Raw genomic sequence first — 24,993 nt, forward strand, 5'->3', positions numbered from 1 at the left:
ATCCTTTGACTGTCAGTGGGCGATCATCGCCGCCCGATGGTTGGGAGCTACCGCAACAACTCACTCCTGCATGGGCGGAGCCGGATACGTCATAGGCTTGCGATCAGATGAAGCGGCCGAGTCCTGCCGCTTCTCGCAGGCGATCCATGAAGGGAGCAGCCTCAGAACGTGCCCGCTCGGCGCCCTTGGCCAGTACCTGCTCGATATGCCCCGGGTCCTCCATCAGCGCTTGATAGCGCTCGCGGGGCTCACGCAGATGGGCATTCAGATACTCAAAGACACGGTCCTTGGCTACCCCCCAGCCGATGCCGTTCTCGTATTCACGGCGCAGCTCGGCGGTCTCCTCGACGGTAGCGAATGCCGAGTAGATCTGAAACAGGGTGCAGGTATCCGGGTCCTTCGGCTCGCCGGGTTCCAGAGAGTTGGTCTTGATCTTGCGCACCAGCTTCTGGAGCTTTTTCTCGGACACGAACAGCGGAATGGTGTTGTTGTAGCTCTTGGACATCTTGCGCCCATCGAGGCCGTTCAACACTTCCATCTTCTCATCAACCACCGCCTCGGGCTGGGTAAAGAACTGCCCCTTGTAGAGGTGGTTGAAGCGCCCGGCCATATCGCGCGCCATCTCGATATGCTGAATCTGATCACGGCCGACCGGCACCTTGTGGGCATTGAACATCAGGATATCGGCGGCCATCAGCACCGGATAACCGAACAACCCCATGGTAATGCCCTTGTCCGGGTCCTGAGAGCCTGCAATCTCGTTGTCGCCGACGGCCGCCTTGTAGGCGTGGGCTCGGTTCATCAGGCCCTTGGCGCAGACACAGGAGAGCATCCAGGTCAGTTCGGGAATCTCGGGAATATCCGACTGGCGATAGAAGATGGCGTTGTCAGTATCAAGGCCCAGCGCCAGCCAGGTGGCGGCGATCTCGAGGCGCGACTGCTCCACACGCTTGGGGTCCTGGCACTTGATCAGGGCGTGCAGGTCAGCGAGGAAGTAGAAAGACTGAACATTGGGATCCTGGCTTGCGGCGATGGCCGGCTTGATGGCGCCAACGTAGTTGCCGAGGTGCGGCGTGCCGGTGGTGGTGATACCGGTGAGAACGCGAGTCTTGTTCATGAATTCGGACGGGTCCACTGGGTAAATGGCTAGTCACCCCAGTTTACAGCGCTGTCCCGGTCAAGGCGAACGGCACGCCCAACGGGACGACCCTGCAGGGCCGTCCCAGGCTGTGACGCATCGATACAGACGTTAACCGTTGGCCTCGGAGTCACTTGCGCTCAACCTCGCCAGACTCACGAAGATAACGCTCAAGAAAGCGACGCTCAGGTCAAAAGGCTCGCCGCATCGACACTCTCGAGACCGAAGGCCTCTGCCACCGCCCGATAGGTCACCTGGCCCGCGTGGACATTGAGACCTTCCAGGAAGTGCGGGTCATCGGCCAGCGCCTGTTGCCAGCCCTTGTCGGCCAGTGCCATCACGAATGGCAGGGTCGCGTTGGTCAGCGCCTGGGTCGAGGTACGGGCCACCGCGCCGGGCATGTTGGCCACGCAGTAGTGCACGATGCCGTCGACTACATAGGTCGGTGCGGCATGGGTGGTGGGCTTGCTGGTCTCGAAGCAGCCACCCTGGTCGATCGCCACGTCGACCAGTACGCTGCCGGGCTTCATCTCGGCAAGCTGGGCGCGGTTGATCAGCTTGGGGGCAGCAGCACCCGGCACCAGCACGGCACCGATGATCAGGTCTGACTCGCGCACCGCCTCCTCCAGGGTGTCGGCCGTCGAGTAAACGGCCTTGATGCGGCTCTGATAGCGATGATCGAGCACCTCGAGACGCGCGAGCGACTTGTCGAGGATGGTCACCTCGGCACCCAACCCCAATGCCATGCGCGCCGCGTTCTCGCCGACCACCCCACCGCCGATCACGGTCACCTTGGCCGGTGCCACCCCCGGCACGCCCGGCAGCAGAATGCCGGCGCCCCCCTGGGCCTTCTCCAGGCTGTGGGCCCCCGCCTGCACCGCCATGCGACCGGCCACCGCGCTCATCGGTGCCAATAGCGGCAGGCCACCGCCAGCCCCGGTGATGGTCTCGTAGGCAATGCAGGTGGCACCGCTCTCGATCAACCCTTGCGTCAGGGCCTCCTCGGCGGCCAGGTGCAGATAGGTAAACAATATCTGCTCTGACGACAGCCGCTCGACCTCTTCGGGCTGGGGCTCCTTGACCTTGATGATCAGTTCGGCCTCTTGCCAGAGGGTCGCCACATCGGCCTCGAGGTGAGCACCGGCGGTCTGGTAATCAGCATCCGGGAAGCCGGCCCCCTCACCGGCGCCTGCCTGTACGACCACCCGGTGGCCACGCCCAGTCAGCTCACGGACGCCCGAGGGCGTCAGGGCCACGCGATATTCGTGATTCTTGATTTCCTTCGGCACAGCGATCTTCATGGCACCTCCTTGAGGGTAACGGGCGCACGGGGCGCGTCGGTCATCGCACAAGCATCAGTACAGCACAGCGGAACAAGAACGCCCAAGCCATTGTGATAGTTTAGAAAATGTCCATAAAAAAACGCCCAACCAGCAACGAAACCGTTGCCAGCTGGACGTTAAAAAACACATATTCCTGACTATCGGAAGGGCCTCTCAGTCGCGACGATGCGTACCACAGGCCCAGCAGGTCTCGAAGACCCCCTCGAGACGTTCACCACAGCCCGGGCAATGCCACTCAGGACGGGCCTCGACCGGCCCCTCGAGCGCTTCGTGCACCAGGTTTTCTGCCCGCTCGGCATTGTGTGGCGCCACCCAGACCCCGGGCTCGCAGTCACCCAGCGGCAGCTCACCCGCGCCACCACCGAGCGTCATGTTTCTGAGCTCGGCCGGCACCCCGGCGCTTTCCAGCACGTTGTGCACGTGGCTGACCATCAGCGCGTTGGAGTGAGCGAAGACCCGTACCCAGTCACTCATCGGTCGCGAGACTCCTTCACCAGGCCCGGATCAATCACGGTACTTAGTCACGGAAAACACGCACTCCGAGTGCCTTGAGATAAGACGTCTCGGGTATCGCCGGATGCACCGGATGATCGGCGCCCTGATGACCTTGATAGATCACCTGGCCATGACGGTCCTGGTGACGCACGGCTCCTCGCACGCACTCGACAAGACGCTCGGGCGCCAGGTGCATCGAGCAGGATGCGCTCATCAGCAGGCCATCGCGGCCCAGCAGGCGCATCGCCTCACGATTGAGGCGTGAGTAGGCACGCTCGCCACTGGGGATATCCTTGCGCTTCTTGATGAAGGCCGGCGGGTCGAGAATCACCACATCGAACTCCTCGCCATCGGCCTTGAGGGCGGCCATGGCCTCAAAGGCATCCCCCTCACCAATGGCCACCTGATCGGTCAGGCCGTTGAGGGCAGCGTTGGCGGCGACATGCTCGAGGGCTTCACTGGAGGCGTCCACGCACAGCACCTCGCTGGCACCATGTGCCGCCGCCTGAATGCCCCACCCCCCCACATAGCTGAATACGTCCAGCACGCGCTTGCCGGCCACCAGCTGGTTGAGCCAGGCGCGGTTGTCGCGGTGATCATAGAACCAGCCGGTCTTCTGGCCATCGAGCACCCGCGCCACGAAACGTACGCCGTTCTCCTCGAGCAGCACTTCTTCGGGCAGCTCGCCCTTGACCACCTCGACCTGGCGGTCAAGCTTCTCCTGGCGACGCCCGGAGGAATCGTTCTTGAAGACGATGGCCCGTGGCGACAGCACCTTGTCGAGGGCGTCGATCACCTGCTCGGCCATGCGCTCCATGCCGAGGGTATTGAGCTGAACCACCAGCACATCGTCGAAGCGATCGACGATCAGCCCGGGCAAGAGATCGCCCTCGCCATGCACGAGGCGATAGAAAGGCTTGGCGAAGAGCCGCTGGCGCAGGCCCAGAGCCTGCTTGAAACGGTGCACCAACAGCGAACGGTCGAGACGCATCTCCGGATCACGGGACACGATCCGCGCGCAGATCAAGGAGTGAGGATTGACGTAGGCGACTGCCATGGCACGGCCGTTCTGAGCTTCGATCACCGCCTGGGCGCCCGGCTCGAAGGTCTTGAGCGGCGTCGCGTCGGTGTCGATCTCGTTGGAATACAGCCACAGATGGCCGGCCTTCAGGCGGCGGTCGGCGTTCTTCTTCAAGCGCAGGCGTTCGGTCACGGAGGTCTCCGTCAAACAGACAACAGGAAAGTAAGGACAGTCTACTCTGCCGCACCCGGCAACGCGCGAGCACGGCGGATTAACCACATCAGGTCTGGCAGCTAGGGCAAAAGACGCTGGCACGCTGACCAAGAGTCACCAGGCGAAGCTCTCTTCCACAGCGTCGACAGGGCTCGCCATTGCGGCCATAGACATTCAGGCGCTGAGCGAAATAGCCCGGCTCCCCGGTGCCACTGACGAAATCACGCAGCGTCGTGCCGCCCTGCGTTATCGCCGCCGCCAGTACCTCGCGGATCGCAGCGGTGAGCCGCACATAACGCTCACGCGAGATCTGGCCGGCAGCCCGGCGCGGATCGATGCCGGCAAGGAACAGCGCCTCGGCGGCGTAAATATTGCCCACCCCCACCACGATGGCGTTATCCATCAGGAAAGGCTTCACGGCCAGGCGCCGCTTGCGCGAGCACTGGAACAGCCGCTCATCATCGAAGGCCGGCGACAGCGGCTCCGGCCCCAGCTTCGCCAGGCGCCGGTCGCCGTCGCCCTCGAGCCAATCGAGGAAGCCGAAGCGGCGCGGATCGTGATAGCGCAGAATCGCGCCATCCTCCATCACCAGATCGACATGGTCGTGCTTCTTTGGGGGATCGCCGAGCCGCGCAATGCGCAGGCTGCCGGACATGCCCAGATGCCAGAGCAGCGCCTGACGCGGCTTGGCCTCAAGCCAGATACCGTCGCCCGCCCCCACAGCGCCCGATGCCACACTGTCGGGTGCCGCATCATCGGGTGCCGCATCGCCGGGCGCCGCATCGATCGGCAGGATCAGATACTTGGCACGACGTGAAAGCGCACCGATACGCATACCGATCAAGGCGTTTTCGAGCCCCTCCGGCACCGGCAGGCGCAGCCGCCGCTGACGCACGATCACCTCGCGGATCTCGCGCCCTTCCAGATAGGGGGCGATACCGCGGCGCGTGGTCTCGACTTCGGGAAGCTCGGGCATGGCGCGATGATTCCGTGGAGCGGTGGGCGTGGGACAGAGGGAGGCGCCAAAGACGCAAAAACCCGGCGTTAACCGGGTTCAGGCGACAGGCTTTCGCCTGCGGCAGGAGCCATCAAGTGTTACTTGATCTTGGCTTCCTTGTACATCACGTGCTTGCGAATCGTCGGATCAAACTTCTTGAATTCAAGCTTGTCCGGCGTGTTCCGCTTGTTCTTATCGGTGGTGTAGAAATGGCCGGTACCGGCGCTGGACACCATACGAATCTTATCGCGCATGACTCAGTTCTCCCTGGAAGGCTGCTTAAACGCGTTCGCCGCGCTTACGAATATCGGACAGCACCTCTTCGATGCCTTTCTTGTCGATGATGCGCATACCCTTGGAGGAGAGGCGCAGCTTGATGAAGCGCTTCTCAGACTCCACCCAGAAACGGTGGGAATGCAGGTTCGGCAAGAAACGACGACGGGTCCTGCGCTGGGAGTGAGATACGTTATTACCTGTTACCGGACGCTTGCCGGTAACCTGACATACATTGGACATGGGAGCCTCCAACCGCTTGGCGAGTTGTTCAAAACCTGTCGGGCAAACCGGGTAGGGCGAACGGCTGGCCACCGCCTCGATGCCCCCTTATTTAACCCAGGGAATTCTAAAGGGTGCATGTTATACCAGAGGCCGGCATTCGCGGCAAGCATCATTGGTACAACACTCTCCCCCTGCACTCCCATGAGCGCTGGCCTGGAGGTCAAGACGGGCGTCTTTAGTTGGCACGACACCTACACGACAGACAGGTGCTGTGTGACCCGGCGCGATAGATACCAATCACTCAGGGCTCATTCGCACTCGGCGGCGCAGTCTACCGCACCTCCTCATGGAACGAAATGATCGCAGGAGCGAAATGATCCGCTCCATGCGACGCTCGATACCACGACGACCATGCAAGACAACCATGCTGCCTCTATAGCCACCCTCGCTCGGCAAAAGAGACCACCTCGCCGTCGCCGACCACAAAGTGATCGAGGACCCGGATCTCGAAGAGCTCCAGGGCCGCCTTGAGGCGTTGCGTGATGCGCCGGTCGGCGTCACTCGGCTCGGCCACTCCGGAAGGATGGTTATGGGCCAGAATGGTCGCACCGGCGCCTAGCGCCAGGGCACGCCGGGCCACCTCCCGGGGATACACCGAGGCACTGTCGAGGGTGCCGCGAAACAACGACTCGAAGTGAATCACACGATGCTGGCTATCCAGAAACATCACCGCGAACTCCTCATGGCCCAGATGGCGAAGCTTCGAGGCCAGAAAGGCGCGCACCAACGCAGGCGAGGTCAGGGCGTCACCCCGGGTGAGCTGGCTTGCCAGGTGGCGACGCGACATCTCAAGCACCGCCTGCAGCTGCACGAAGCTGGCATCGCCCAACCCGTGCTCGGCGCAAAAACGCGCTCGGTCCGCTTCGAGTAGCGGCCGCAGGCCACCAAAGCTCGTCAACAGATCCCGCGCCAGATCCACTGCCGAGCGCCCCTTGACCCCCACCCGCAGAAAAATCGCCAGCAGCTCTGCATCTGATAGCGCTGCTGGCCCCAGGCTCAACAGTTTCTCTCGCGGGCGCTCTCCCTCCGGCCAATCTCGAATCGCCATACGACGCCTCCTTGCGTCCGGGTAACGATGACTCGGCCTTCACCGCTCTGCGAAAGCCAGGCCGCCTCATTATTAGCAAAGCCTATATATAGCGATGCTGCAACGCCCACCATCATGGGGAACCGCCGCGAGATCACCCGCACCTGAATGACACGGCAGCCACACGCTCGACAGGAGACCGGGAGATCACCGCCCGGGCCGGGGCACGCTACGCAAGAAATGCGCTGAGTGGTAAGGTATGAGGCTTCGCTCACGGCTCGGATTCTGAGATGGCAACCCCCTCCGGAAAGCGCATTCTACTTGGCATCAGTGCCGGCATTGCCGCCTACAAAAGCGCCCACCTCGCCCGCCTGTTGAAGAAGGCAGGACACGAGGTGCGCGTGGTCATGACCGATGGTGCTCAGGCGTTCATCACCCCGCTGACGCTGCAGGCACTCACCGGCGAAGCGGTACGCACCTCGCTGCTCGACCCTGAGGCTGAGGCCGGCATGGGGCATATCGAGCTCGCCCGCTGGGCAGAGTTGATCCTGATCGCACCGGCCACCGCCGACCTGATGGCCCGCCTCGTTCACGGCCATGCCGATGACCTGTTGACCACCCTGTGCCTGGCAAGCCAAGCCGAGAAAGTGATGGCGCCGGCCATGAACCAGGCCATGTGGCGTCACCCGGCGACCACCCGCAATGCTCGCCAGCTCGAGGCCGATGGCTGGCAGTTGCTGGGGCCTGCGGCCGGTGACCAGGCCTGCGGTGATGTCGGGCCCGGGCGCATGCTCGAGCCCGAAGCCATCGTCGACGCGCTCTTTATGGCGCCGCTTTTCAAGGCGCCCGATGCTGCGCCTGCCGAGGCGCGCCCGGCTCAAGGCCTGACGGTCACCATCACCGCCGGCCCGACGCGTGAGCCGCTGGACCCGGTGCGTTATCTGTCCAACCACAGCTCGGGGAAGATGGGCTATGCACTTGCCGAGGCAGCAGCCGCACTCGGTGCCACCGTGCACTTGATCAGCGGCCCCGTGACGCTTGCCACGCCGAACAGTGTGCGACGCATCAATGTGAGCTCAGCGACCGAGATGGCGGAGGCGGCGCATCGCCTGGCAGGGCAAAGCGATGTCTTCATCGGCTGCGCGGCGGTCGCCGACTACCGAGCCGCCAACGTCAGCGAGCACAAGATCAAGAAAACAACAGAGAGTGACGAGCTGACCCTCACACTGGTCAAGAACCCCGACATCATTGCCGAGGTGGCAAGGCACCGTAGTGGTGCAACCCGCCCCTTTGTGGTGGGTTTTGCCGCCGAGACGCGCGATCTCGAGGCCTATGCCCAGGACAAGCTGGCCCGTAAGGGTCTCGACATGATCGTTGCCAATGATGTTTCCCAGGCGGGTCTGGGCTTTGGCTCGGACAGTAACGCCGCCCTGGTGCTGTGGCCGGCCAGCAGCGAGCCGCATTCCCCCCTTGGCCGCCGGGCCTTACCCGCCCAGACCAAGGCCACACTCGCCACGGCGATCCTCGACTGCGTACTCGAGCGCCTTGAACACTCTGATACCGCTTCGTCACCGATCGCCACTACCCAGAACCCCAAGGCCTCATCACAGGACCCCCAATGACCGCGACTCCTTCCACTCCGCGCCTGGCCGTCAAGATTCTCGACGAGCGCGTTCGCGATCACATGCCCCACTATGCCACCGCCGGCAGCGCCGGCATGGACCTGCGTGCCCTGCTCGATGCACCGCTGACCCTGGCCCCCGGCGAGTGTGAGCTGGTGCGCACCGGGCTCGCCGTGCACATCGGCGACCCCTCGCTCGCCGGCATGATTCTTCCCCGCTCGGGGCTCGGCCACAAGCACGGCATCGTGCTTGGCAACCTGGTGGGACTGATCGACTCCGACTACCAGGGCGAGCTGATGATCTCGGTGTGGAACCGCGGCCAGCAGAGCTTCGTGCTGGAACCCTTCGAGCGCCTGGCACAGTACGTGCTTGTTCCTGTGGTACAGGCAAAGCTCGAGGTGGTCGATGACTTCGACGCCGGCCAACTCGGCACCGACCAGGGCGATACCAGCCAGCGTGGCACCGGCCAACGTGGCACCGGAGGTTTTGGCAGCTCGGGCCGCCATTGAACATGGCCCTCTACCACGCGCATCACCCAACATCGCTTCGACATCACTTCAGACTTGGGGCGAACACCGGACGCATTCGACCCACTCGACCGACACTCTACTGCAAAGGAATGACCTCATGACTCAGGTACCCGCTTCGATCTTCCGCGCCTACGACATCCGCGGCATCGTCGACGACTCTCTCACCGAAGCCGGCGTCGAGCAGATCGGACGCGCCATCGGCAGCGAGGCCGCCGCCCGCGGCGAGTCCAGCGTGGTGGTTGCTCGCGATGGCCGCCTGTCCGGGCCGCGACTTTCAAGCGCCCTGATGCGCGGCCTGGCCGCCGCCGGTCAGGACGTCATCGATATCGGCATGGTGCCGACCCCGGTGCTCTACTTCGCCACCCACGTGCTCGAGGGCACCGCTTCCGGGGTGATGGTCACCGGCAGCCACAACCCGCCAGACTACAACGGCCTGAAGATCGTACTCGGCGGCGAGACCCTGTCCGGTGAGGCCATCACGGCCCTGCACACCCGCCTCGACAAGGATGACCTGACAAGCGGTCAGGGCAGCATCCGCGAAGCCGATGTCCGCGAGCAGTACCTGCAACGCATTCTTGGCGATATCGCGCCGGCACGGCCACTCAAGGCGGTGGTCGACTGCGGCAACGGCGTGGCCGGCGAGCTTGGCCCAAAGCTCATCGAACGCCTCGGCATCGAGACCGTTCCGCTGTTCGCCGAGATCGACGGCACCTTCCCGAACCACCACCCCGACCCGGGCAAGCCCGAGAACCTCACCGACCTGATTCGCACCGTCAAGGAAACCGGCGCCGATATCGGCCTTGCCTTCGACGGCGACGGTGACCGCCTCGGCGTGATCACGCCCAAGGGCGAGCTGATCTATCCGGACCGGCTGATGATGGCCTTCGCCGAGGACATGCTTGAGCGCAACCCCGGCGCCCGGGTCATCTTCGACGTCAAGTGCACCGGCAACCTGGCGCAGGTGATTGAGGCAGCTGGCGGCACCCCGGAGATGTGGCGCACCGGCCACTCCCTGATCAAGGCGCGCATGAAGGAGACCGGCGCCCAGCTCGCCGGCGAGATGAGCGGCCACATCTTCTTCCAGGAACGCTGGTACGGCTTCGACGACGGCCTCTACGGCGCCGCCCGCCTGCTCGAGATCCTGTCGAAGCAGGACCAGGACGCCGACGCCTTCTTCGCCCGCTTCCCACAGGACCTGGGCACCCCGGAACTCAATATCACCGTCACCGACGAGACCAAGTTCGCGCTGGTCGAGCGCCTGGCCCGGGAGGCCGACTTCGGCGAGGACGGCGTCAAGACGACCCTGGACGGCATCCGCGTCGACTATCCTGATGGCTGGGGCCTTTGCCGGGCCTCCAACACCACCCCGGTGCTGGTACTGCGCTTCGAGGGCAAGAGCGAGGCGGCGCTTGCACGCATCCAGGCACGCTTCGGCGATGCACTGAAACAGATCGATGCAAGCATATCGCTGCCGTTCTGAAACGAGCGTGACACCGACGTAGCACCCATCGATTCATCTGAAGCGTACGTCGCCGCGCCGCCGGCGACATGCCAACGCGTTGCCCGCCCTGTCGGGCGCGACACAACGAGAGACATACCATGAGCGAACATACCCGCGACCCTCGCCAGGTCGTCGAGGTCCTCTCCGAGGCCCTGCCCTATATTCAGCGCTTTTCCGGCAAGACCGTCGTGGTGAAGTACGGCGGCAACGCCATGACCGAGGACACCCTGATCGATTCCTTCGCCCGCGACATGGTGCTGATGAAGGAAGTCGGCATTAATCCGGTGGTGGTCCACGGCGGTGGCCCGCAGATCGGCGAACTGCTCGGCAAGCTCAAGATCGAGTCACGCTTCGTCAACGGCATGCGTGTCACCGACGCCGAGACCATGGACGTGGTCGAGATGGTACTGGGCGGCCTGGTCAACAAGGGCATCGTCAACCTGATCAACCAATGCGGCGGCAAGGCCATCGGCATGACCGGCAAGGACGGTGGCCAGATTCGTGCCCGCCAGCTCAAGGTCGAGCAGAAGACCCCGGAAGTGTCTACCTCAGAGATCATCGATATCGGCCATGTCGGTGAAGTCGAGCATGTCTCCACCGACCTGATCGAAATGCTCACGGCTCGCGATTTCATCCCGGTGATCGCCCCGATCGGCGTCGACGAGACCGGGCGCAGCTACAATATCAATGCCGACCTGGTGGCCGGCAAGATCGCCGAGGCGCTGTCCGCCGAGAAGCTGATGCTGCTCACCAACGTCGCCGGCCTGATGAACGCCGAAGGCGAGGTACTGACCGGGCTCTCGACTCAGGATGTGGACAACCTGATCGCCGACGGCACCATTCACGGCGGCATGCTGCCGAAGATTCGCTGCGCCCTGGATGCGGTCAAGGGCGGCGTGGCAAGCGCTCATATCATCGACGGTCGCGTCCCTCACGCCACCTTGCTGGAGATCTTCACCAAGGCCGGTGTCGGCACTCAGATCCTAGACAGCGAGGGCTGACAGATAGCCGCAAGGCGGATTGCCCCGCTCGCAGCGGCTCAGTAGGATGAGCTAGAGACTCCCAAAATATTATTAGAAGAAGCTCATGACGCAGGAAACCAACAAACCCAATCGCCGCGAGCAGATCCTTCAAGCGCTGGCGCTGATGCTTGAGGAAGATAGCGGCAAGCGCATCACCATCGCCGCCCTGGCGCGCCAGGTCGGTGTTTCGGAGGCTGCGCTCTACCGCCACTTCCCGAGCAAGGCCCGCATGTTCGAAGGGCTGATCGAGTTCATCGAGGAGAGCCTGTTCGAGCGTATCCGCCGCATCCTCGATGAAACACCCGGCGCCCTGTCACGCTGCCAGCAGATCATGACCCTGCTGCTGGGTTTCGCCGAGAAAAACCCGGGGCTGTCCCGGCTGCTCGGGGGCGATGCGCTGACCGGTGAGACCGCGCGCCTTCGCCTGCGCATTCACCAGCTCTTCGAGCGCCTCGAAACACAGCTCAAGCAGGTCCTGCGCGAGGCCGAGCTTCACGAACAGCACCGCCCACGGGTCTCGGCCTCGGCAAGTGCCAACCTTCTGATGGCGCATGTGGAGGGTCAGATCTCCCAGTATGTCCGGAGCGACTTCAAGCACCGCCCCACCGAGTTCTGGGACGACCAGTGGACCTTGATTGCCGAGCGACTGCTCGTTGAAGTACCAAACCTCGCTCGCGCCTGAATCAGTGCGCATAAGGGCTGCAACGCCCTGGTAGCGAGCATCTGATTTCGAGCAACGCAAGCCAGGGGGCGAGAGCTCAGAGGTCTTGCCCCCCAGAAACGCAAAACCCCCGATGCCGAAGCACTGGGGGTTTTTTCATGCCATTAGACGGTCATGGCGGGCAATCGCCTGGCAACGACTAGGCCACCAAGGCGTCGCCAATCTGATGCTTGATCTTCTTCATGGCGTTTTTCTCGAGCTGACGAATGCGCTCGGCGGATACGCCATAGACATCAGCCAGATCGTGCAGGGTCGCCTTGGGCTCATTGAGCCAGCGCCGCGTCAGGATGTCCTGTGAGCGCTCGTCCAACTCGCCGAGAGCGGCGCGCAGACGACGGGTAGAGTCCTCTTCCCAGTCACTGTCTTCGAGCTGGGTCGCCGGGTCATAGCGACCGTCGTCGAGGAAGTTGACCGGCGCCTGATAGGAGGAGGACTCGTCATCATCGCTTGGCGACGCATCGAAACCAGCGTCGTAGGCCGACAGCCGCCCTTCCATGTCGCGCACCACCTGCGGCTTGACGTCGAGATCCTTGGCGATGGCATCGACTTCGTCATTGTTGAGCCAAGCCAGGCGCTTCTTGGCGCTGCGCAGGTTGAAGAACAATTTGCGCTGAGCCTTGGTGGTAGCGATCTTGACGATGCGCCAGTTGCGCAGCACGAACTCATGGATCTCGGCCTTGATCCAGTGCACCGCGAAGGAGACCAGACGCACGCCCTGATGCGGGTCGAAACGCTTGACGGCCTTCATCAGGCCCACGTTGCCCTCCTGAATCAGGTCTGCCTGGGGCAGGCCGTAACCGGAGTAGCTGCGGGCGATATGCACCACGAAACGTAGATGTGACATGACCAGCCGGCGGGCCGATTCGAGATCGTTCTCGTCATGAAGGCGGAAAGCCAATTCACGCTCTTCTTCAGCGGTCAGTACGGCAATACCGTTAACCGCCTGAATGTACCCATTCAGGTCGTGGCCCGGGGATAATTGGCCAGTAGGCAGAAGACTGGTGCTCATGCAGGATGTCTCCAAGTTTGCCCTCAGTATCGTGCGCACACGCATGAAAAAGCGTGCGCGCGGGAGCGTACGTTGTGATCGAGGCAAGCGACTCGACCTCGACCATTAGATGACTAACGTTTCGCTGTTGGATGTTCACCAGACCATAAAGTTCCGGAGAATGCCAGTTGCTCGTATCAATCGACGTCATTTGTCCGTCGCGACACGCAGTGTAGCCTACTGAGGACGGATGTCAGCCAGATGACGCGAAACCGCGATCCAAGCCCCCAGTAAACCGAGCAGTGTACTTGAAATCAGCAGCGTTGCCGAGCCCATGGCATCCAGGGCAGGCATCGTGAAGCTGGCGCCGTAACTCTCCGCCAGGGCCGTCGCCGGTGCACTCAACCACTGCCGACCCAGCGCCAAGAGTCCCCAGGCCAGGAGCCCACCACCGAGACCATACCAGGCACCGCTGTACAGGAAGGGCCGGCGCACGAAGGCGTGGGTTGCCCCGAGCAGGGTGACGACCTCAATCTCCTGGCGACGGCTCTCTACCGCCAGCCGGATGGTGTTGCCCACCACCAGCAGCACCCCCAGACCGAACAGCACGCCAAGCGCCAGGGTCACCCGGCGACCAAGCTCGGCAAGGCGTTTGAGACGCTCAAGCCAGGCAAGATCCACACGCACCTCATCCACGCCGCTGACCGCTTCAAGCTCGGTCGCCAGCGTGCGCATGGCATCAGGCGATGCATCCCGAGGCGAGACGACAACACTTGCCGGCAGGGGATTGGTCGTGAGCCGGTCGAGGGCATCCTCGAGCCCCAACGCCTGCTGGAACTCGGCCATACCTTCGGCGGCCGTGATCAGCCGTATCGCCTCGACCGCCGGCGTCGAACCCAGTGCCTCGGCTACGCGCATCGCTTCGCGCTCATCGACATCACTTTCCAGATAGGCCGTCAGTGTCGCGCTCTCGTCGAGCTGGGTATCCAGCAGGCGAGCCCCATCAAGCGTCAGCCACAGAGCGGTGGGCAGCATCAGGGCAATGGCGATGGCCAGCATGGTCAGCAAACTGGCGACAGGCGTGCGAATCAGGCGTGTGGCACTGTCCCGGCACATGGCCCGGTGGTGTCGGGCCCAGGCGCTAAGCCGGCTGCGCATCACCGTGCGTTGACTTCGTGCTCCACGCCTCGAGGTGCCACTCGCCGCTTGAGCGTTTTCACGTTCACTCATGAGGCCTCCTGATCACCGACCAGGCGGCCCTCGCCCAGGCGCAGCACACGATGGCGCAGCCGGGCGATGAGCGCCAGATCGTGGCTTGCCACCAGCACCGTGGTGCCAATGCGATTGAAGTCTTCGAACAGCGTCATGATGTCGGCGGAAAGCTGGGGATCAAGGTTACCGGTCGGCTCATCGGCCAGCAAAAGCGCCGGCTTGTTGACCACCGCACGGGCAATGCCGATGCGCTGCTGCTCACCACCGGAGAGCTCGATAGGCAGCGCCTTCTCGCGATGCAAGAGCCCCACCTTGTCGAGGGCCGCCCGGGTGCGACGCGCGATCTCTCGGGGCTCTGCCCCCTGAATCTCTAGTGGCAGCGCCACGTTGGCGAACACATCGCGATCGAAGAGCAGCTGGTGATCCTGAAAGACCACGCCGATCTGGCGCCGGTAGAACGGCACCTGGCTGGCGTGCAGCCCAGCGATGTCATGACCCGCCACCCGTATCTTGCCACGGGACGGCCGCTCCAGCCTCATGATCAGGCGCAGTAGTGAGCTCTTGCCGGCCCCGGAATGGCCGGTCAGAAAGACCATTTCGCCGCGCCGGACCCGAAAGTCGATGTTGGCCAGCGCTTCGAAACGCCCGCCATAGCGCTTGCCGACATGCTCGAAGGCGATCATCGCTTAACGCCTCACTCGCTGCGAGACACGTCGAAGAGCGCATCGACGAAATCACGACCGGCGAAGGGCCGCAGGTCATCGACCGTCTCGCCGACGCCAATATAGCGAATCGGTGTGCCGAGCTGCTTGGCCAGTGCGAAGATGATGCCGCCCTTGGCGGTCCCATCGAGCTTGGTCAGCGTGATGCCCGTGACCGGTACCGCCTCATTGAAGGTGGCGGCCTGGGACAGCGCGTTCTGGCCAGTGCCGGCGTCCAGCACCAGCATCACCTCATGGGGAGCAGAGGCGTCGAGCTTGCCCATCACCCGCTGCACCTTCTTGAGCTCTTCCATCAGGTGGCCCTTGTTATGCAGGCGCCCGGCGGTATCGGCGATCAGTACGTCGATACCGCGAGCCTTGGCCGCGGAAAGCGCGTCATAGATCACCGAGGCACTATCGGAGCCGGTGTGCTGGGCAATCACCGGTACGCTGTTACGTTCCCCCCATACCTTGAGCTGCTCGACGGCGGCAGCGCGGAAGGTATCACCGGCGGCGAGCATCACGCTTCGTCCCTGCCCCTGAAAACGCTTGGCCAGCTTGCCGATCGTGGTGGTCTTGCCGACCCCGTTGACGCCAACCATCAGGATCACGAAGGGGCCCTGCCCTTTCTCGGGCAGCACCAGATCCTTGGCCACCGGCTCGAGCAGCGCCGCAAGCTCGTCCTGCAGAGCGCCATAGAGCGCTTGAGGCTCCTTGAGCTCCTTGCGGGAGACCCGAGCGGTCAGTCGATCGATAATCTCGGTGGTGGCCTCGATGCCCACATCCGCCATCAAGAGCTGAGTCTCGAGATCCTCCATCAGCTCGTCATCGATCTGCTTCTTGCCGAGGAACAGACCGGCGAGCCCCTCGCTCAGGTTGGAGCGCGTCTTGCCTAGGCCTTCCTTGATACGCGCGAACCAGCCCTTCTTCTTACCCTTCTCCGGTTCGGTGCTCGGCTGGGGCATCGACTCATGACCAGGGCTTGCGTCGCGCTTTTCCTCGGCGGCCGGCTCAGACGAAGGCGCCGCCTCAGCAACGGAAGGGGTAACCTCTGGCTCGGGCGGTGCCTTGGGTGGTTGCTCGGGCGTCAGGGCACCCTCGACGGGAGCCTGCTCAGCGACCTGCTCGGAGACACCGCCCTGGCGATGCTCGGCCGCCGCATCAGCTGCAGCCTTGGCATCGTCTTCAGTCGAGTCGCTTTCAGCCCGCTTGTCGGCTGTCGGCTCAGCCGATACCTCATCGGGTGCGACACGCTCGTCACGGGCGCTAGGCGTCTCGGCGGTTTGAGTATCGCCGTTTCGCTCGTCGCTATCGGTGTCCGTCGCCCTGGCATCATCGGCCGCATCTTCCGATGCGTCAGGAGTCACCTCCTGGTCCGGTGCCTGCTCTTGCTGTGACGGGTCCTGTTTCTTCTTTCGCTTGAATAATCCGAACATGGGCGTGATCTGGTCTCGAGTGCAGAGAATTGACTCATCGTACCATCGCCGACCATGACTGTGGACAAGGCCACGGGTACAATCACCCGACCATGAAACGACGTAGCCCCTCTTCATCCCGTTCCAGCCGCCAGGGCAAGACCCAGGGTAGCCAAGGCACCGGCCGCCGGGACGCCGGCCGCCTGCGGATCATCGGTGGCGACTATCGCCGCCGCCAGCTTCCGGTACTCGACCACCCTGGCCTGCGCCCGACGCCCGACCGGGTTCGCGAAACCCTGTTCAACTGGCTGTCCGTCGCCACCAATGGCGCACGCGTACTGGATCTGTATGCCGGCACCGGCGCACTGGGTCTCGAGGCACTGTCACGAGGCGCCCGGGAGGCGCTGTTCGTTGAACAGAGCGCCCCGGTTGCCCGGGCACTGGACGCCAATATTGCCACGCTGGGCGCCAACGGCCGCGTCATTTCAGCCACCGCCGAGGCATTTCTCGACGACATGTTGAACACCGCTGCAGCGCCCTTCGATCTGGTCTTTCTGGACCCGCCCTTTCGCCTGGGCCTCGCCGAGCAGAGCTGTCGCCGGCTTGCCGATGGCGGCCTGCTGGCCGCCGGCGCCTGGGTTTATCTGGAAGTCGAGACAGAGCTCACCCCCTGCGTACCCGAGGACTGGATGCTGCATCGGGAAGTGCGTGCCGGCGACAGCAGCGGGCGGCTCTACCGTCTGCCCTAGACGACGCTTGCCGAGCCGCGCCACCCGTCGTACGCTGCGCCCTGACCACCACCCGTCTGCCAGTGAAGGCAGACTGTCATCAGGAGAAACAGGATGAGCATCGAACTCTTCAATCAGCTCGAGCAGCAAGTCAACAATGCCGTCGAAGCGATCGAAATGCTGAAGATGGAAGCCGAGGAGCTGCGCGAGGAGAATGCCCGCCTCAAGCAGGAACACGATGAGTGGGAGCAGCGCCTGAGCGGGCTGGTAACCAAGTTCCAGGCCCTGGAGACCGGTGACAGCAGCGATACCGACGCGTCCTGATCGCACGCGATTTCAAGCCAGGCGTCACATTAGTGGCGCCTGGGCTTGAGATATCGGCAGTGCCACGAGGCGCCTTGCCACGGTTCAGCATTGTTTAGAGACATAGATTCAGCAACATCTCGTAAGCGGCACGTACCGAGATAACGCCTGCACGCTACCTAGAGCGTTAGCGCCATCAGTAACGCATCCTCACGTGGCGCCGATACCGCTAGCGCAGGGTAATAGCCGCGCCGCCGCCCTTCTGCTACGAAACCAAGCCCCCGATAGAGCGCCAGTGCCGGCGCGTTGCTTTCGCGCACCTCAAGCAACAGCCGCTCGCTCCCCCAATGGCTCGCCGTCGCGATCAGCCGCTCGAGTAGTGCCCGCGCCACGCCCTGGCGTCTTGCCGAGGCAGCCACGGTAATCGCCTGCAGCTCGGCCTCGAACGGCAAGCGAGCAAGCACGGCGAAGCCGACAAGCGAGCCAGCTTCACCGTCAGGGCGTTGCATGCCTACGACCTCATGGTCGTCGGCCTCGAGCGCTTTGGCGAGTTGATCCACCGACCAGGGGTGAGGCTGACCGGCCTCTTCCACCGATACAACGGCGTCATGCCAGTCGGGCGTCAGCACGACCACCTGTGACATAGCGCTCATGGCACACTCACGCCGTCATCACCGGGCACATCATCGCGTGCCCCGTCCTTAAGCGCCCCACTCTGCCAAGCCTCACCCCAGTGGCGCAGCGACGGCCAAAGGTCGCGCTTGGCCGCGGCATCGGCTGCCAGGACCTCCAATGACGGCCCTTGCCAGGCGGGAATATCCAGCAGGGGGCAGATCCCATCTTCGATAGCCAGCACCCGGGAAAGCGTCGTATCTTCGCCGAACACCAGCAGCCGCTCGGGCTGCCAGCCCTGACGACGGCGGCCATCGATAAAGGCACGCAGGCCATCGCGCGCCTCCTCCAGGGGAGCCGAGACCGGCAGTTCGTCCATCATCGGCCAGCGGAAGTGCTGAAACGCCGGCATCTCGGCCGGCCGGATGCCGGCGGCGCGCAGCAGGTTAGCCAGCAGACGCCGTGGCATCTCGCCCGGGGGCGACGCGGAAGGCAGCACCAATAACCAACGACCCTCGAGGGCAGCGACCTGCAGCGAGAAACGCAGCGCCTCGCCGGGGGGCGATGCATGCCCCTCGCCGTAGATGGCCTTCGTCGCTGTGGCGGATGCATCGGCCTGGGGTTCTTGTGGCAAGCGCTCTTGCGTCTGCCCTTCATGAGGCTTGGCGTCCTGGAACGTACGTTCGTGAGACTTCCCTTCTTGGGGCTTAGCGTTCTGCCCCTGAGCCTCGTGAGGCGACCGCTCTTGAGCGGACGAGGCTTGCGCCTCTGGATCCTCTCCCCTCAGCAGCGCCCGCACCCGGCCAACGCCCTTTCCAGAAGGCTTGTCTGCCTGTCTATCAGCCCCTCTAGCAGGCCCTCTGTCAGCCCCTCTATCGGCGGCGTCTTGAGAAGCGCCTGAATCGGCAGGCCGCGCGTCCTGTCGCCCGTTGACCCCGGTCGAGGGCGAAGGGCGAGATTCAGCCACGTCTTCCATCAGGGCCTGTAATCGCGCGGCCGGAGCCTTGGCCGCAGGCGCCGCCGGCTCTTCCCAGGCACAGACCTCGGTAGCCGCGGCATTGGGCAGGCGATAGCGCCCGACCCAGGCGGTCAGGCCCATCGCCTCAAGATACTGCAGGCGCTGCGGTTCGTTCACGAGCGGCCGCCACCCCGGCAGTTAGGCGAGTCCGGACGCGCCTCTCCACGGACCTGCCACTCATCGGGCGTATAGAGGTGCAACGCCAGGGCATGCACCGGACCTGCCAGCTCGTCGGCCAGCAGCGCATACACCTTCTGGTGGCGCTTGACCGGCATCAGGCCGGCAAAATGCTCGGACACCAGCGTGACCTTGAAGTGAGTCTCGGAATTGGCTGGCACATTGTGCATATGACTCTCGTTCTCGACCGTCACATGGGACGGCTCAAGAGTTTCCAGCGTGTCTTCGATGCGCGCCTGAACGCTCATGACGGGGCCTCGCACTGATGGGTGGGAAAATGAAAACACCATTGTACTCGCCTAATCGGGCCGCGGCGATGCGGCCTGTAACGGTTCGGCCGCCAACGGAATACGGCGCTGGCTGACCGCAAGCGACAGCGCACAGGCCAGGCAGGCGAGGCCAACGAGCAGGATGGCAAGCCCCAGTGTCGACAAGACGGCAGGGCGATATTGATCATGGTGGCATCGATGACCGCCATGCTGGTGCCGGTAATCAGCGCCAGCACCGCCAGTCGTCGCTCGCGACCAGGAAGGCCGTCGTCCTCGGGGCGGGTTTCGAACAATCGACTCATAAACTACTGGCCGGGCAGGCGAGATGAGGCTGGCCAGGACACGCTGCGCCGCCGCATGGGGCCAACATGAAAAAACCGGCCGCAGCCGGTCTTTTCCGAGACGAGAAGCTAGAGATCAGGCCTCGCCGGACGTACCCGCTATCGCGGCCTGGTCATCGCCGGCTAGTCCTGCTCGTGCTCGAGCAGCAGTTCGTCATCGATCTCGGCGACTTCAAGCGGAGCCTCGTCATCAAGGTCGACCGCCAGGTAGCTGTGCTCGACGCGCACGAAGCGCTGGAACAGCGCCCAGTCGAGGGACTCGGGCCACTGGCGTCGATCCTCTTCCCAGGCCTGTAGCTCGGACTCAAGGATTTCCAGATAGCGTTCACGCACGAAGCCTTCGAGGGCCTCCGGTGAGTCCATCTCGGGAATCAGGTAGACGGTATTCTCGCGATCGACGTCCTCAAGGGTCAGGTCATCGTCGCCCACCGTGGGTTCCAGCGAGTTGATCCAGTCCACGAACAGCTGGGTCGGCTTGACGCTCAGAGCGGAGCGGTTGAGCAGTTTCATTGGACTCTCCTCGACTTGCATGCCACGACGGCGAAACGACGACTATTATGGGTGCTGTGACCGCGCGTTACCAACAGTTCCCCGCCCTCTCGGCGAAATACACGCCGGAAAGCCGCCTCATCGGCAACGACAAAGGCGGCGAGCAAGGGTCAGCTCCCTTTAATCGACTTCCGGGCGCATCGCCGGGAACAGCAATACATCGCGGATCGACGGGCTATCGGTGAACAGCATCACCAGCCGGTCGATGCCGATGCCTTCGCCGGCGGTCGGCGGCAGGCCGTACTCGAGCGCGCGCACATAGTCGGCGTCGTAGTACATGGCCTCGAGGTCGCCGGCTTCCTTCTCGGCCACCTGGGCCTTGAAGCGCTCGGCCTGATCCTCGGCGTCGTTGAGCTCCGAGAAGCCGTTGGCGATCTCGCGACCGCCGATGAAGAACTCGAAGCGGTCGGTGACGAAGGGATCTTCGTCATTGCGACGCGCCAGCGGGCTGACCTCGGCCGGGTAGGCGGTGATGAAGGTCGGCTGCTCGAGTTTTTCCTCGGCGACTTCCTCGAATATCTCGGTGTGCAGCTTGCCGAGCCCCCAGCCTTCCTTGACCTCGATGCCGAGCCGCTTGGAAAGCGCACGGGCGGCCTCGAGGCTATCAAGCTCGGCATCCTGGATGCCCTCGCCGTGCTCGAGAATCGCCTGGCGCATGGTCAGGCGCTTGAACGGCTTGTCCAGCTCGAAGGTGGTGCCCTGGTACTCGACCGTGGTGGTGCCGAGCACTTCCTTGGCGGCATTGCGAATCATCTCCTCGGTCAGGTCGAGCAGATCGAGATAGTCCGCGTAGGCCCAATAGAACTCGAGCATGGTGAACTCGGGGTTGTGCCGGGTGGACAGCCCCTCGTTACGGAAGTTGCGATTGATCTCGAAGACCCGCTCGAAGCCACCGACCACCAAACGCTTGAGGTACAGCTCCGGGGCGATGCGCAGGAACATGTCGATGTCCAGCGCATTGTGGTGGGTCTTGAAGGGCCGTGCCGTGGCGCCGCCGGGGATCGCCTGCAGCATCGGCGTCTCGACTTCCATGAAGCCGCGAGTCTCGAAGAAACGCCGGATCGAGGAGATCACGCCGGCCCGCACCTCGAAGGTACGCCGCGAGTCCTGATTCATGATCAGGTCGACATAACGCTGACGGTAGCGCGCTTCCTGATCGGTAAGGCCGTGGAACTTGTCAGGCAGCGGGCGCAGGCTCTTGGTCAGGAGCCTGGCCTCGTCCATCTTGACGTACAGATCGCCCTTGCCGGACTTATGCACCGGGCCGCGACCGGCGACGATATCGCCGATGTCCCAGCCCTTGATGTCGTCGAGCACCTCTGCGGGCAGCCCTTTCTTGTCGACGTAGAGCTGGATCTGGGCAGATGAATCCTGGATGACGATAAAGGGACCGCGCTTGCGCATGATGCGCCCGGCCACGGCCGCCTGACGGTCCAGGGCCTCGAGCTCGGCCTTGTCCTTGTCGCCAAGCTCGGCGTCGAGCTCAAGGGCCAGGCTGTCGCGGCGGAAATCGTTGGGGAAGGCGCTTGAGCCAGTGCGCTGCGCAAGCTCGCGACGCTCGGCCAGCTTGGCACGGCGCTCGGCGATCAGATGATTTTCATCGGGCGAAGTGGGATCTTGATGGGCCATTACGCTACCTGAAATGTGATGGGGCGACGGGTGTGTGAAACGGGCAGCGTGGCGCTGCCCGTGTCGCTCACAGCCCTTGCTTGAGACTGGCTTCGATGAACTGATCCAGGTCCCCGTCGAGGACCTTCTCGCAGTTGCTGGACTGTACGCCGGTGCGCAGGTCCTTGATCCGCTGGTCATCGAGGACATAGGAACGGATCTGACTGCCCCAGCCGATGTCGGCCTTGGCTTCCTCGGCCTGCTGCTTGGCCGCGTTGCGTTCCTGCATCTCCCGTTCGTAGATCCGGGCCTTGAGCATCTTCATGGCCTGGTCACGGTTGGCATGCTGGCTGCGCTGGTTCTGGCAGGCCACCACGATGCCGGTCGGTTCGTGGGTGATACGCACGGCCGAATCGGTGGTGTTGACGTGCTGGCCACCGGCGCCGCTGGAGCGATAGGTATCGGTGCGCAGGTCCGAGGGGTTGATGTCGACCTCGAAGCTGTCATCGATCTCGGGGGACACGAACACCGAGGCGAAGGACGTATGACGGCGGCCGCCGGAGTCGAAGGGACTCTTGCGCACCAGGCGATGCACGCCGGTCTCGGTGCGCAACCAGCCGAAGGCATGGTCGCCCTGAACGTGGATGGTCGCCGACTTGATGCCAGCCACGTCTCCCGCCGAAATTTCGATGATATCGGCCTTGAAGCCGTGATGCTCGACCCAGCGCAGATACATCCGCAGCAGGATGTTGCCCCAGTCCTGGGCCTCGGTGCCACCGGAGCCGGCCTGGATATCGAGATAGGCATTATTCTCGTCAAGATCACCGGAAAACATGCGCCGGAACTCGAGCTTGGCGAGGCTCGCCTGGAGTCCATCGAGCTCACGACTGACCTCATCGACGGTGTCCTGATCCTCTTCCATCTCGGCCAGTTCGAGCAGATCACCATTATCGGCCAGGCCCTGTTCGAGGGTCTCGATCGTCTCGACAACGGCTTCCAGCGACGCCCGCTCCTTGCCGAGCTTCTGGGCATAGTCCGGATCGCTCCAGACGCTGGGGTCCTCGAGTTCGCGGGTCACTTCCTCTAGCCGGTCTTTCTTCTCGGCATAGTCAAAGATACCCCCTCAGGACGTCTGTCCGTTCGGACAGGTCCTTGATCTGGGTATGAATCGGGTTGGTCTCTAGCATGAATTCGCTGCCTGAGTTCTCTAGCAAGTAAAGATCCCGAGACGTCAAAACGTCTCGGGTGAAAAAGCGCCCCATTGTAGCGAACCCCGCGGCACCCGGCCATCCCGCTCGCAAGGAGCGCAACGCAACGACCCCGGCCCATGGGCCGGGGTCGCTGGGGTGAGGATCAGGCATTATCTCGTGTAATCAGAAGCGGTAGTCCATCGACAGGGCAAAGACATTCGCCGACACATCGTATTCGCCGGACAGATTGCCCTTGCTTGCGTTTTCGTTGGTGGCCGTCGCCTCCTGGTCGATCTTGCCACCATCACCGAAGACGCGCATGTAGCCGGCGGTCACGCCGAGGTTCTCGGTTGCCTGGTAGGTCGCGCCCAGCGTTGCCCAGGTACGATCGGCGTCCGGTACCCGCGGTGTGCGGAACTCGGCACTCGGCACCGGTGTCTCGTCGTAGCCAAGACCGGTGCGCAGCAGCCACTTGTCGGTCAGCGCGTAGTTGGCGCCCACCGAGTAGGCCCAGGAATCCTCCCAATTCTCGGTAGTGGTGCTGTCGCCCCCACTATCAAATTCTACCTTCAGTTCCTCGAAGGAGCTCCAGTCGGTCCAGCTGGCATTGGCCATCAGGGCAAGCCTTGGGGTCAGCTGATGGAAGACACCGATATTGGCATTGGCGGGCGTCGAGATATCGGCCGTGCCGCCGCCGTCAACAATACGAGGATCGGACTCAGCCGCGACGGCTCCATCTGAATAAGGGGTAGTGCCTTCATAAGACACGCCGCCCTCGAGCTTAAGATCAATTTCAGAGCGGTAGCTAAGGCCCAGGCGCGTCTTGTCGGTGACCTGGAAGAGTGTGCCCAGGGTAAAGCCGTAGCCCCAATCATCCCCCGTGACGGTGCCAATAACATCATCCCCCCCTGGAGTTGCTCTAGGGTCACCCTTCAAGCGAGCAGCTGAGCCAAAGTCGACTGCATTGGAGATAGTCGCATCGCCATATTCGGCGATCAGGCCTGTCGCCACCGACCAGCGGTCATTGACGCGGAAGTTGATGGTGGGCTGGATATCGATGGTGGTGAGCTCGGTCTCGATGGCGTGATAGCGCCCGATCCAGTCCTCGTCATACTTGGTCGCGAGCCCGTAGGGCGAGTAGATCGCCAGGCCCAGGTCGATACGCTCGCTGGCACGGGTCTTGACGGCGAAACTCGGCACCACCGCGCTCTCGCCGCCCTGACGGGAACCACCCCGATCATAGTTGGTTCCGGTGAGGCTAGTGGCTTCGGCATCCTTGAGTTCGAAGTTGGCATCGATATAGGCGACCCCTACAGCCACCTGGTCGCCATCGATATTGCCGATGGCGGCCGGGTTATAGGCCATGAAGCTTACATCTTCCGCGCCGGCGGCGGCGTTCGACAGGGCGTTGGCCAGGGTCTTGGCGCTCTGTTCGCGCACCTGGAAGCCGGCGGCAAAGGCCTGGCTGGCCATCAGGCCGGCAGAGGCAAGGGCAACGGCGATGGCGAGCTTGTTGGTCTTGTAATGCATCGTTTGGTGTCCTGTTTCAGGAAGGGCTGGCGTTCCTCACCCGCACCAGGCGAGCGGATACCTTCCTTTTGGCGGAAAACGTCGCCCGGATCAAGAACAAACGATCGTTTTAATGCCAAATTTGCTCATACTTTAGCATCAGGCATCCATTCTCTCTGAACTTT

26 protein-coding genes and 1 pseudogene are annotated in these 24,993 nt (G+C 63.2%); 7 read left to right on the top strand and 20 right to left on the bottom strand.

The window, feature by feature from the left end; translation table 11 throughout:
- Positions 1-103 precede the first annotated feature (103 nt).
- The 8 genes from trpS to radC all read right to left on the bottom strand — a co-directional run bounded on the left by trpS (position 104) and on the right by radC (position 6,813).
- Positions 104-1,117, bottom strand: a complete 1,014-nt coding sequence (gene trpS, locus HF027_RS06430) for a tryptophan--tRNA ligase (protein ID WP_168014014.1) — start codon at positions 1,115-1,117, stop codon at positions 104-106.
- 206 nt (positions 1,118-1,323) lie between these two features.
- Entirely contained in the window at positions 1,324-2,439 is a 1,116-nt protein-coding gene (gene ald / locus HF027_RS06435) for an alanine dehydrogenase (protein WP_168014016.1), read from the bottom strand.
- A gap of 195 nt (positions 2,440-2,634) precedes the next feature.
- Entirely contained in the window at positions 2,635-2,955 is a 321-nt protein-coding gene (locus HF027_RS06440) for a putative signal transducing protein (protein WP_168014018.1), read from the bottom strand.
- Positions 2,956-2,998: 43 nt separating this feature from the next.
- The gene (locus HF027_RS06445; protein ID WP_168014020.1) at positions 2,999-4,189 is read right to left on the bottom strand and encodes a class I SAM-dependent rRNA methyltransferase; all 1,191 of its coding nucleotides are present in this window, start codon (positions 4,187-4,189) and stop codon (positions 2,999-3,001) included.
- 88 nt (positions 4,190-4,277) lie between these two features.
- On the bottom strand, positions 4,278-5,186 hold the full coding sequence (mutM, locus tag HF027_RS06450) for a bifunctional DNA-formamidopyrimidine glycosylase/DNA-(apurinic or apyrimidinic site) lyase (RefSeq protein WP_168014022.1): 909 nt from the start codon (positions 5,184-5,186) through the stop codon (positions 4,278-4,280).
- Between the two features lie 119 nt (positions 5,187-5,305).
- Positions 5,306-5,461: a 50S ribosomal protein L33 gene (gene rpmG, locus HF027_RS06455; RefSeq protein WP_136255529.1), complete on the bottom strand. Its 156-nt coding sequence runs from the start codon at positions 5,459-5,461 to the stop codon at positions 5,306-5,308.
- A gap of 25 nt (positions 5,462-5,486) precedes the next feature.
- Positions 5,487-5,723 carry a 50S ribosomal protein L28 gene (gene rpmB, locus HF027_RS06460; protein ID WP_136255528.1) on the bottom strand — a complete coding sequence of 79 codons (237 nt, stop codon included), beginning with the start codon at positions 5,721-5,723 and terminating at the stop codon, positions 5,487-5,489.
- A gap of 415 nt (positions 5,724-6,138) precedes the next feature.
- Complete coding sequence (gene radC, locus HF027_RS06465; protein WP_136255527.1) at positions 6,139-6,813, bottom strand: RadC family protein; 675 nt, start codon at positions 6,811-6,813, stop codon at positions 6,139-6,141.
- A 269-nt stretch (positions 6,814-7,082) separates the two neighbouring features.
- On the opposite strand from radC, the gene coaBC reads away from it, so the two are divergent.
- The 5 genes from coaBC to slmA all read left to right on the top strand — a co-directional run bounded on the left by coaBC (position 7,083) and on the right by slmA (position 12,149).
- Entirely contained in the window at positions 7,083-8,414 is a 1,332-nt protein-coding gene (coaBC, locus tag HF027_RS06470; RefSeq protein ID WP_168014024.1) for a bifunctional phosphopantothenoylcysteine decarboxylase/phosphopantothenate--cysteine ligase CoaBC, read from the top strand.
- Positions 8,411-8,923 carry a dUTP diphosphatase gene (dut, locus tag HF027_RS06475; RefSeq protein ID WP_168014025.1) on the top strand — a complete coding sequence of 171 codons (513 nt, stop codon included), beginning with the start codon at positions 8,411-8,413 and terminating at the stop codon, positions 8,921-8,923. Before coaBC ends, dut begins: the two co-directional genes overlap by 4 nt.
- Positions 8,924-9,041: 118 nt before the next feature.
- Positions 9,042-10,424, top strand: a complete 1,383-nt coding sequence (locus HF027_RS06480; RefSeq protein WP_168014026.1) for a phosphomannomutase/phosphoglucomutase — start codon at positions 9,042-9,044, stop codon at positions 10,422-10,424.
- 119 nt (positions 10,425-10,543) lie between these two features.
- On the top strand, positions 10,544-11,446 hold the full coding sequence (gene argB / locus HF027_RS06485) for an acetylglutamate kinase (RefSeq protein WP_168014027.1): 903 nt from the start codon (positions 10,544-10,546) through the stop codon (positions 11,444-11,446).
- An 85-nt stretch (positions 11,447-11,531) separates the two neighbouring features.
- Positions 11,532-12,149, top strand: coding sequence for a nucleoid occlusion factor SlmA (gene slmA / locus HF027_RS06490; RefSeq protein WP_168014028.1), 618 nt, complete (start codon positions 11,532-11,534; stop codon positions 12,147-12,149).
- A 178-nt stretch (positions 12,150-12,327) separates the two neighbouring features.
- Here the strand turns inward: slmA and rpoH are convergent, their stop codons facing one another.
- The 4 genes from rpoH to ftsY form a co-directional block, all read right to left on the bottom strand.
- A complete protein-coding gene (gene rpoH / locus HF027_RS06495; RefSeq protein ID WP_136255521.1) occupies positions 12,328-13,197 on the bottom strand; it encodes an RNA polymerase sigma factor RpoH in 870 nt (289 codons plus the stop codon).
- A gap of 216 nt (positions 13,198-13,413) precedes the next feature.
- Complete coding sequence (gene ftsX, locus HF027_RS06500; protein WP_168014029.1) at positions 13,414-14,406, bottom strand: permease-like cell division protein FtsX; 993 nt, start codon at positions 14,404-14,406, stop codon at positions 13,414-13,416.
- Positions 14,403-15,071: a cell division ATP-binding protein FtsE gene (gene ftsE, locus HF027_RS06505; protein WP_168014030.1), complete on the bottom strand. Its 669-nt coding sequence runs from the start codon at positions 15,069-15,071 to the stop codon at positions 14,403-14,405. Before ftsE ends, ftsX begins: the two co-directional genes overlap by 4 nt.
- Positions 15,072-15,082: 11 nt before the next feature.
- Positions 15,083-16,525 carry a signal recognition particle-docking protein FtsY gene (gene ftsY, locus HF027_RS06510; RefSeq protein WP_168014031.1) on the bottom strand — a complete coding sequence of 481 codons (1,443 nt, stop codon included), beginning with the start codon at positions 16,523-16,525 and terminating at the stop codon, positions 15,083-15,085.
- A gap of 92 nt (positions 16,526-16,617) precedes the next feature.
- Between ftsY and rsmD the strand changes: the two genes are divergently transcribed.
- Together rsmD and HF027_RS06520 are read left to right on the top strand one after the other, a co-directional pair.
- A complete protein-coding gene (gene rsmD / locus HF027_RS06515) occupies positions 16,618-17,253 on the top strand; it encodes a 16S rRNA (guanine(966)-N(2))-methyltransferase RsmD (protein ID WP_168014032.1) in 636 nt (211 codons plus the stop codon).
- A 93-nt stretch (positions 17,254-17,346) separates the two neighbouring features.
- Entirely contained in the window at positions 17,347-17,556 is a 210-nt protein-coding gene (locus tag HF027_RS06520; RefSeq protein ID WP_168014034.1) for a cell division protein ZapB, read from the top strand.
- A gap of 158 nt (positions 17,557-17,714) precedes the next feature.
- Here the strand turns inward: HF027_RS06520 and rimI are convergent, their stop codons facing one another.
- From rimI to HF027_RS06560, 8 genes and pseudogenes are all read right to left on the bottom strand, one after another.
- The gene (rimI, locus tag HF027_RS06525; protein WP_245184557.1) at positions 17,715-18,188 is read right to left on the bottom strand and encodes a ribosomal protein S18-alanine N-acetyltransferase; all 474 of its coding nucleotides are present in this window, start codon (positions 18,186-18,188) and stop codon (positions 17,715-17,717) included.
- Positions 18,185-19,282, bottom strand: coding sequence for a hypothetical protein (locus HF027_RS06530; RefSeq protein ID WP_168014036.1), 1,098 nt, complete (start codon positions 19,280-19,282; stop codon positions 18,185-18,187). Before HF027_RS06530 ends, rimI begins: the two co-directional genes overlap by 4 nt.
- Positions 19,279-19,590, bottom strand: a complete 312-nt coding sequence (locus tag HF027_RS06535) for a BolA family protein (protein WP_168014038.1) — start codon at positions 19,588-19,590, stop codon at positions 19,279-19,281. Before HF027_RS06535 ends, HF027_RS06530 begins: the two co-directional genes overlap by 4 nt.
- Before the next feature lie 185 nt (positions 19,591-19,775).
- A pseudogene (locus tag HF027_RS15585) lies at positions 19,776-19,913 on the bottom strand (MFS transporter); the annotation flags it as partial.
- A gap of 162 nt (positions 19,914-20,075) precedes the next feature.
- Positions 20,076-20,462, bottom strand: coding sequence for a hypothetical protein (locus tag HF027_RS06545; protein ID WP_136255512.1), 387 nt, complete (start codon positions 20,460-20,462; stop codon positions 20,076-20,078).
- A 159-nt stretch (positions 20,463-20,621) separates the two neighbouring features.
- Positions 20,622-22,130 (bottom strand): lysine--tRNA ligase, encoded by a 1,509-nt coding sequence (gene lysS, locus HF027_RS06550; RefSeq protein ID WP_168014040.1) that lies wholly within the window; start codon positions 22,128-22,130, stop codon positions 20,622-20,624.
- A 67-nt stretch (positions 22,131-22,197) separates the two neighbouring features.
- Positions 22,198-23,296 (bottom strand): peptide chain release factor 2 gene (prfB, locus tag HF027_RS06555; RefSeq protein ID WP_168014042.1). Its coding sequence is split into 2 segments (ribosomal slippage): positions 22,198-23,220 and positions 23,222-23,296, totalling 1,098 coding nucleotides; the frame shifts between segments, so codons are not numbered across the junction.
- 186 nt (positions 23,297-23,482) lie between these two features.
- Positions 23,483-24,829 carry an OmpP1/FadL family transporter gene (locus tag HF027_RS06560; protein ID WP_168014044.1) on the bottom strand — a complete coding sequence of 449 codons (1,347 nt, stop codon included), beginning with the start codon at positions 24,827-24,829 and terminating at the stop codon, positions 23,483-23,485.
- Between the last annotated feature and the right edge of the window lie 164 nt (positions 24,830-24,993).

This window comes from Halomonas salinarum, assembly GCF_012062845.1.
Lineage (GTDB): Bacteria > Pseudomonadota > Gammaproteobacteria > Pseudomonadales > Halomonadaceae > Onishia > Onishia salinarum.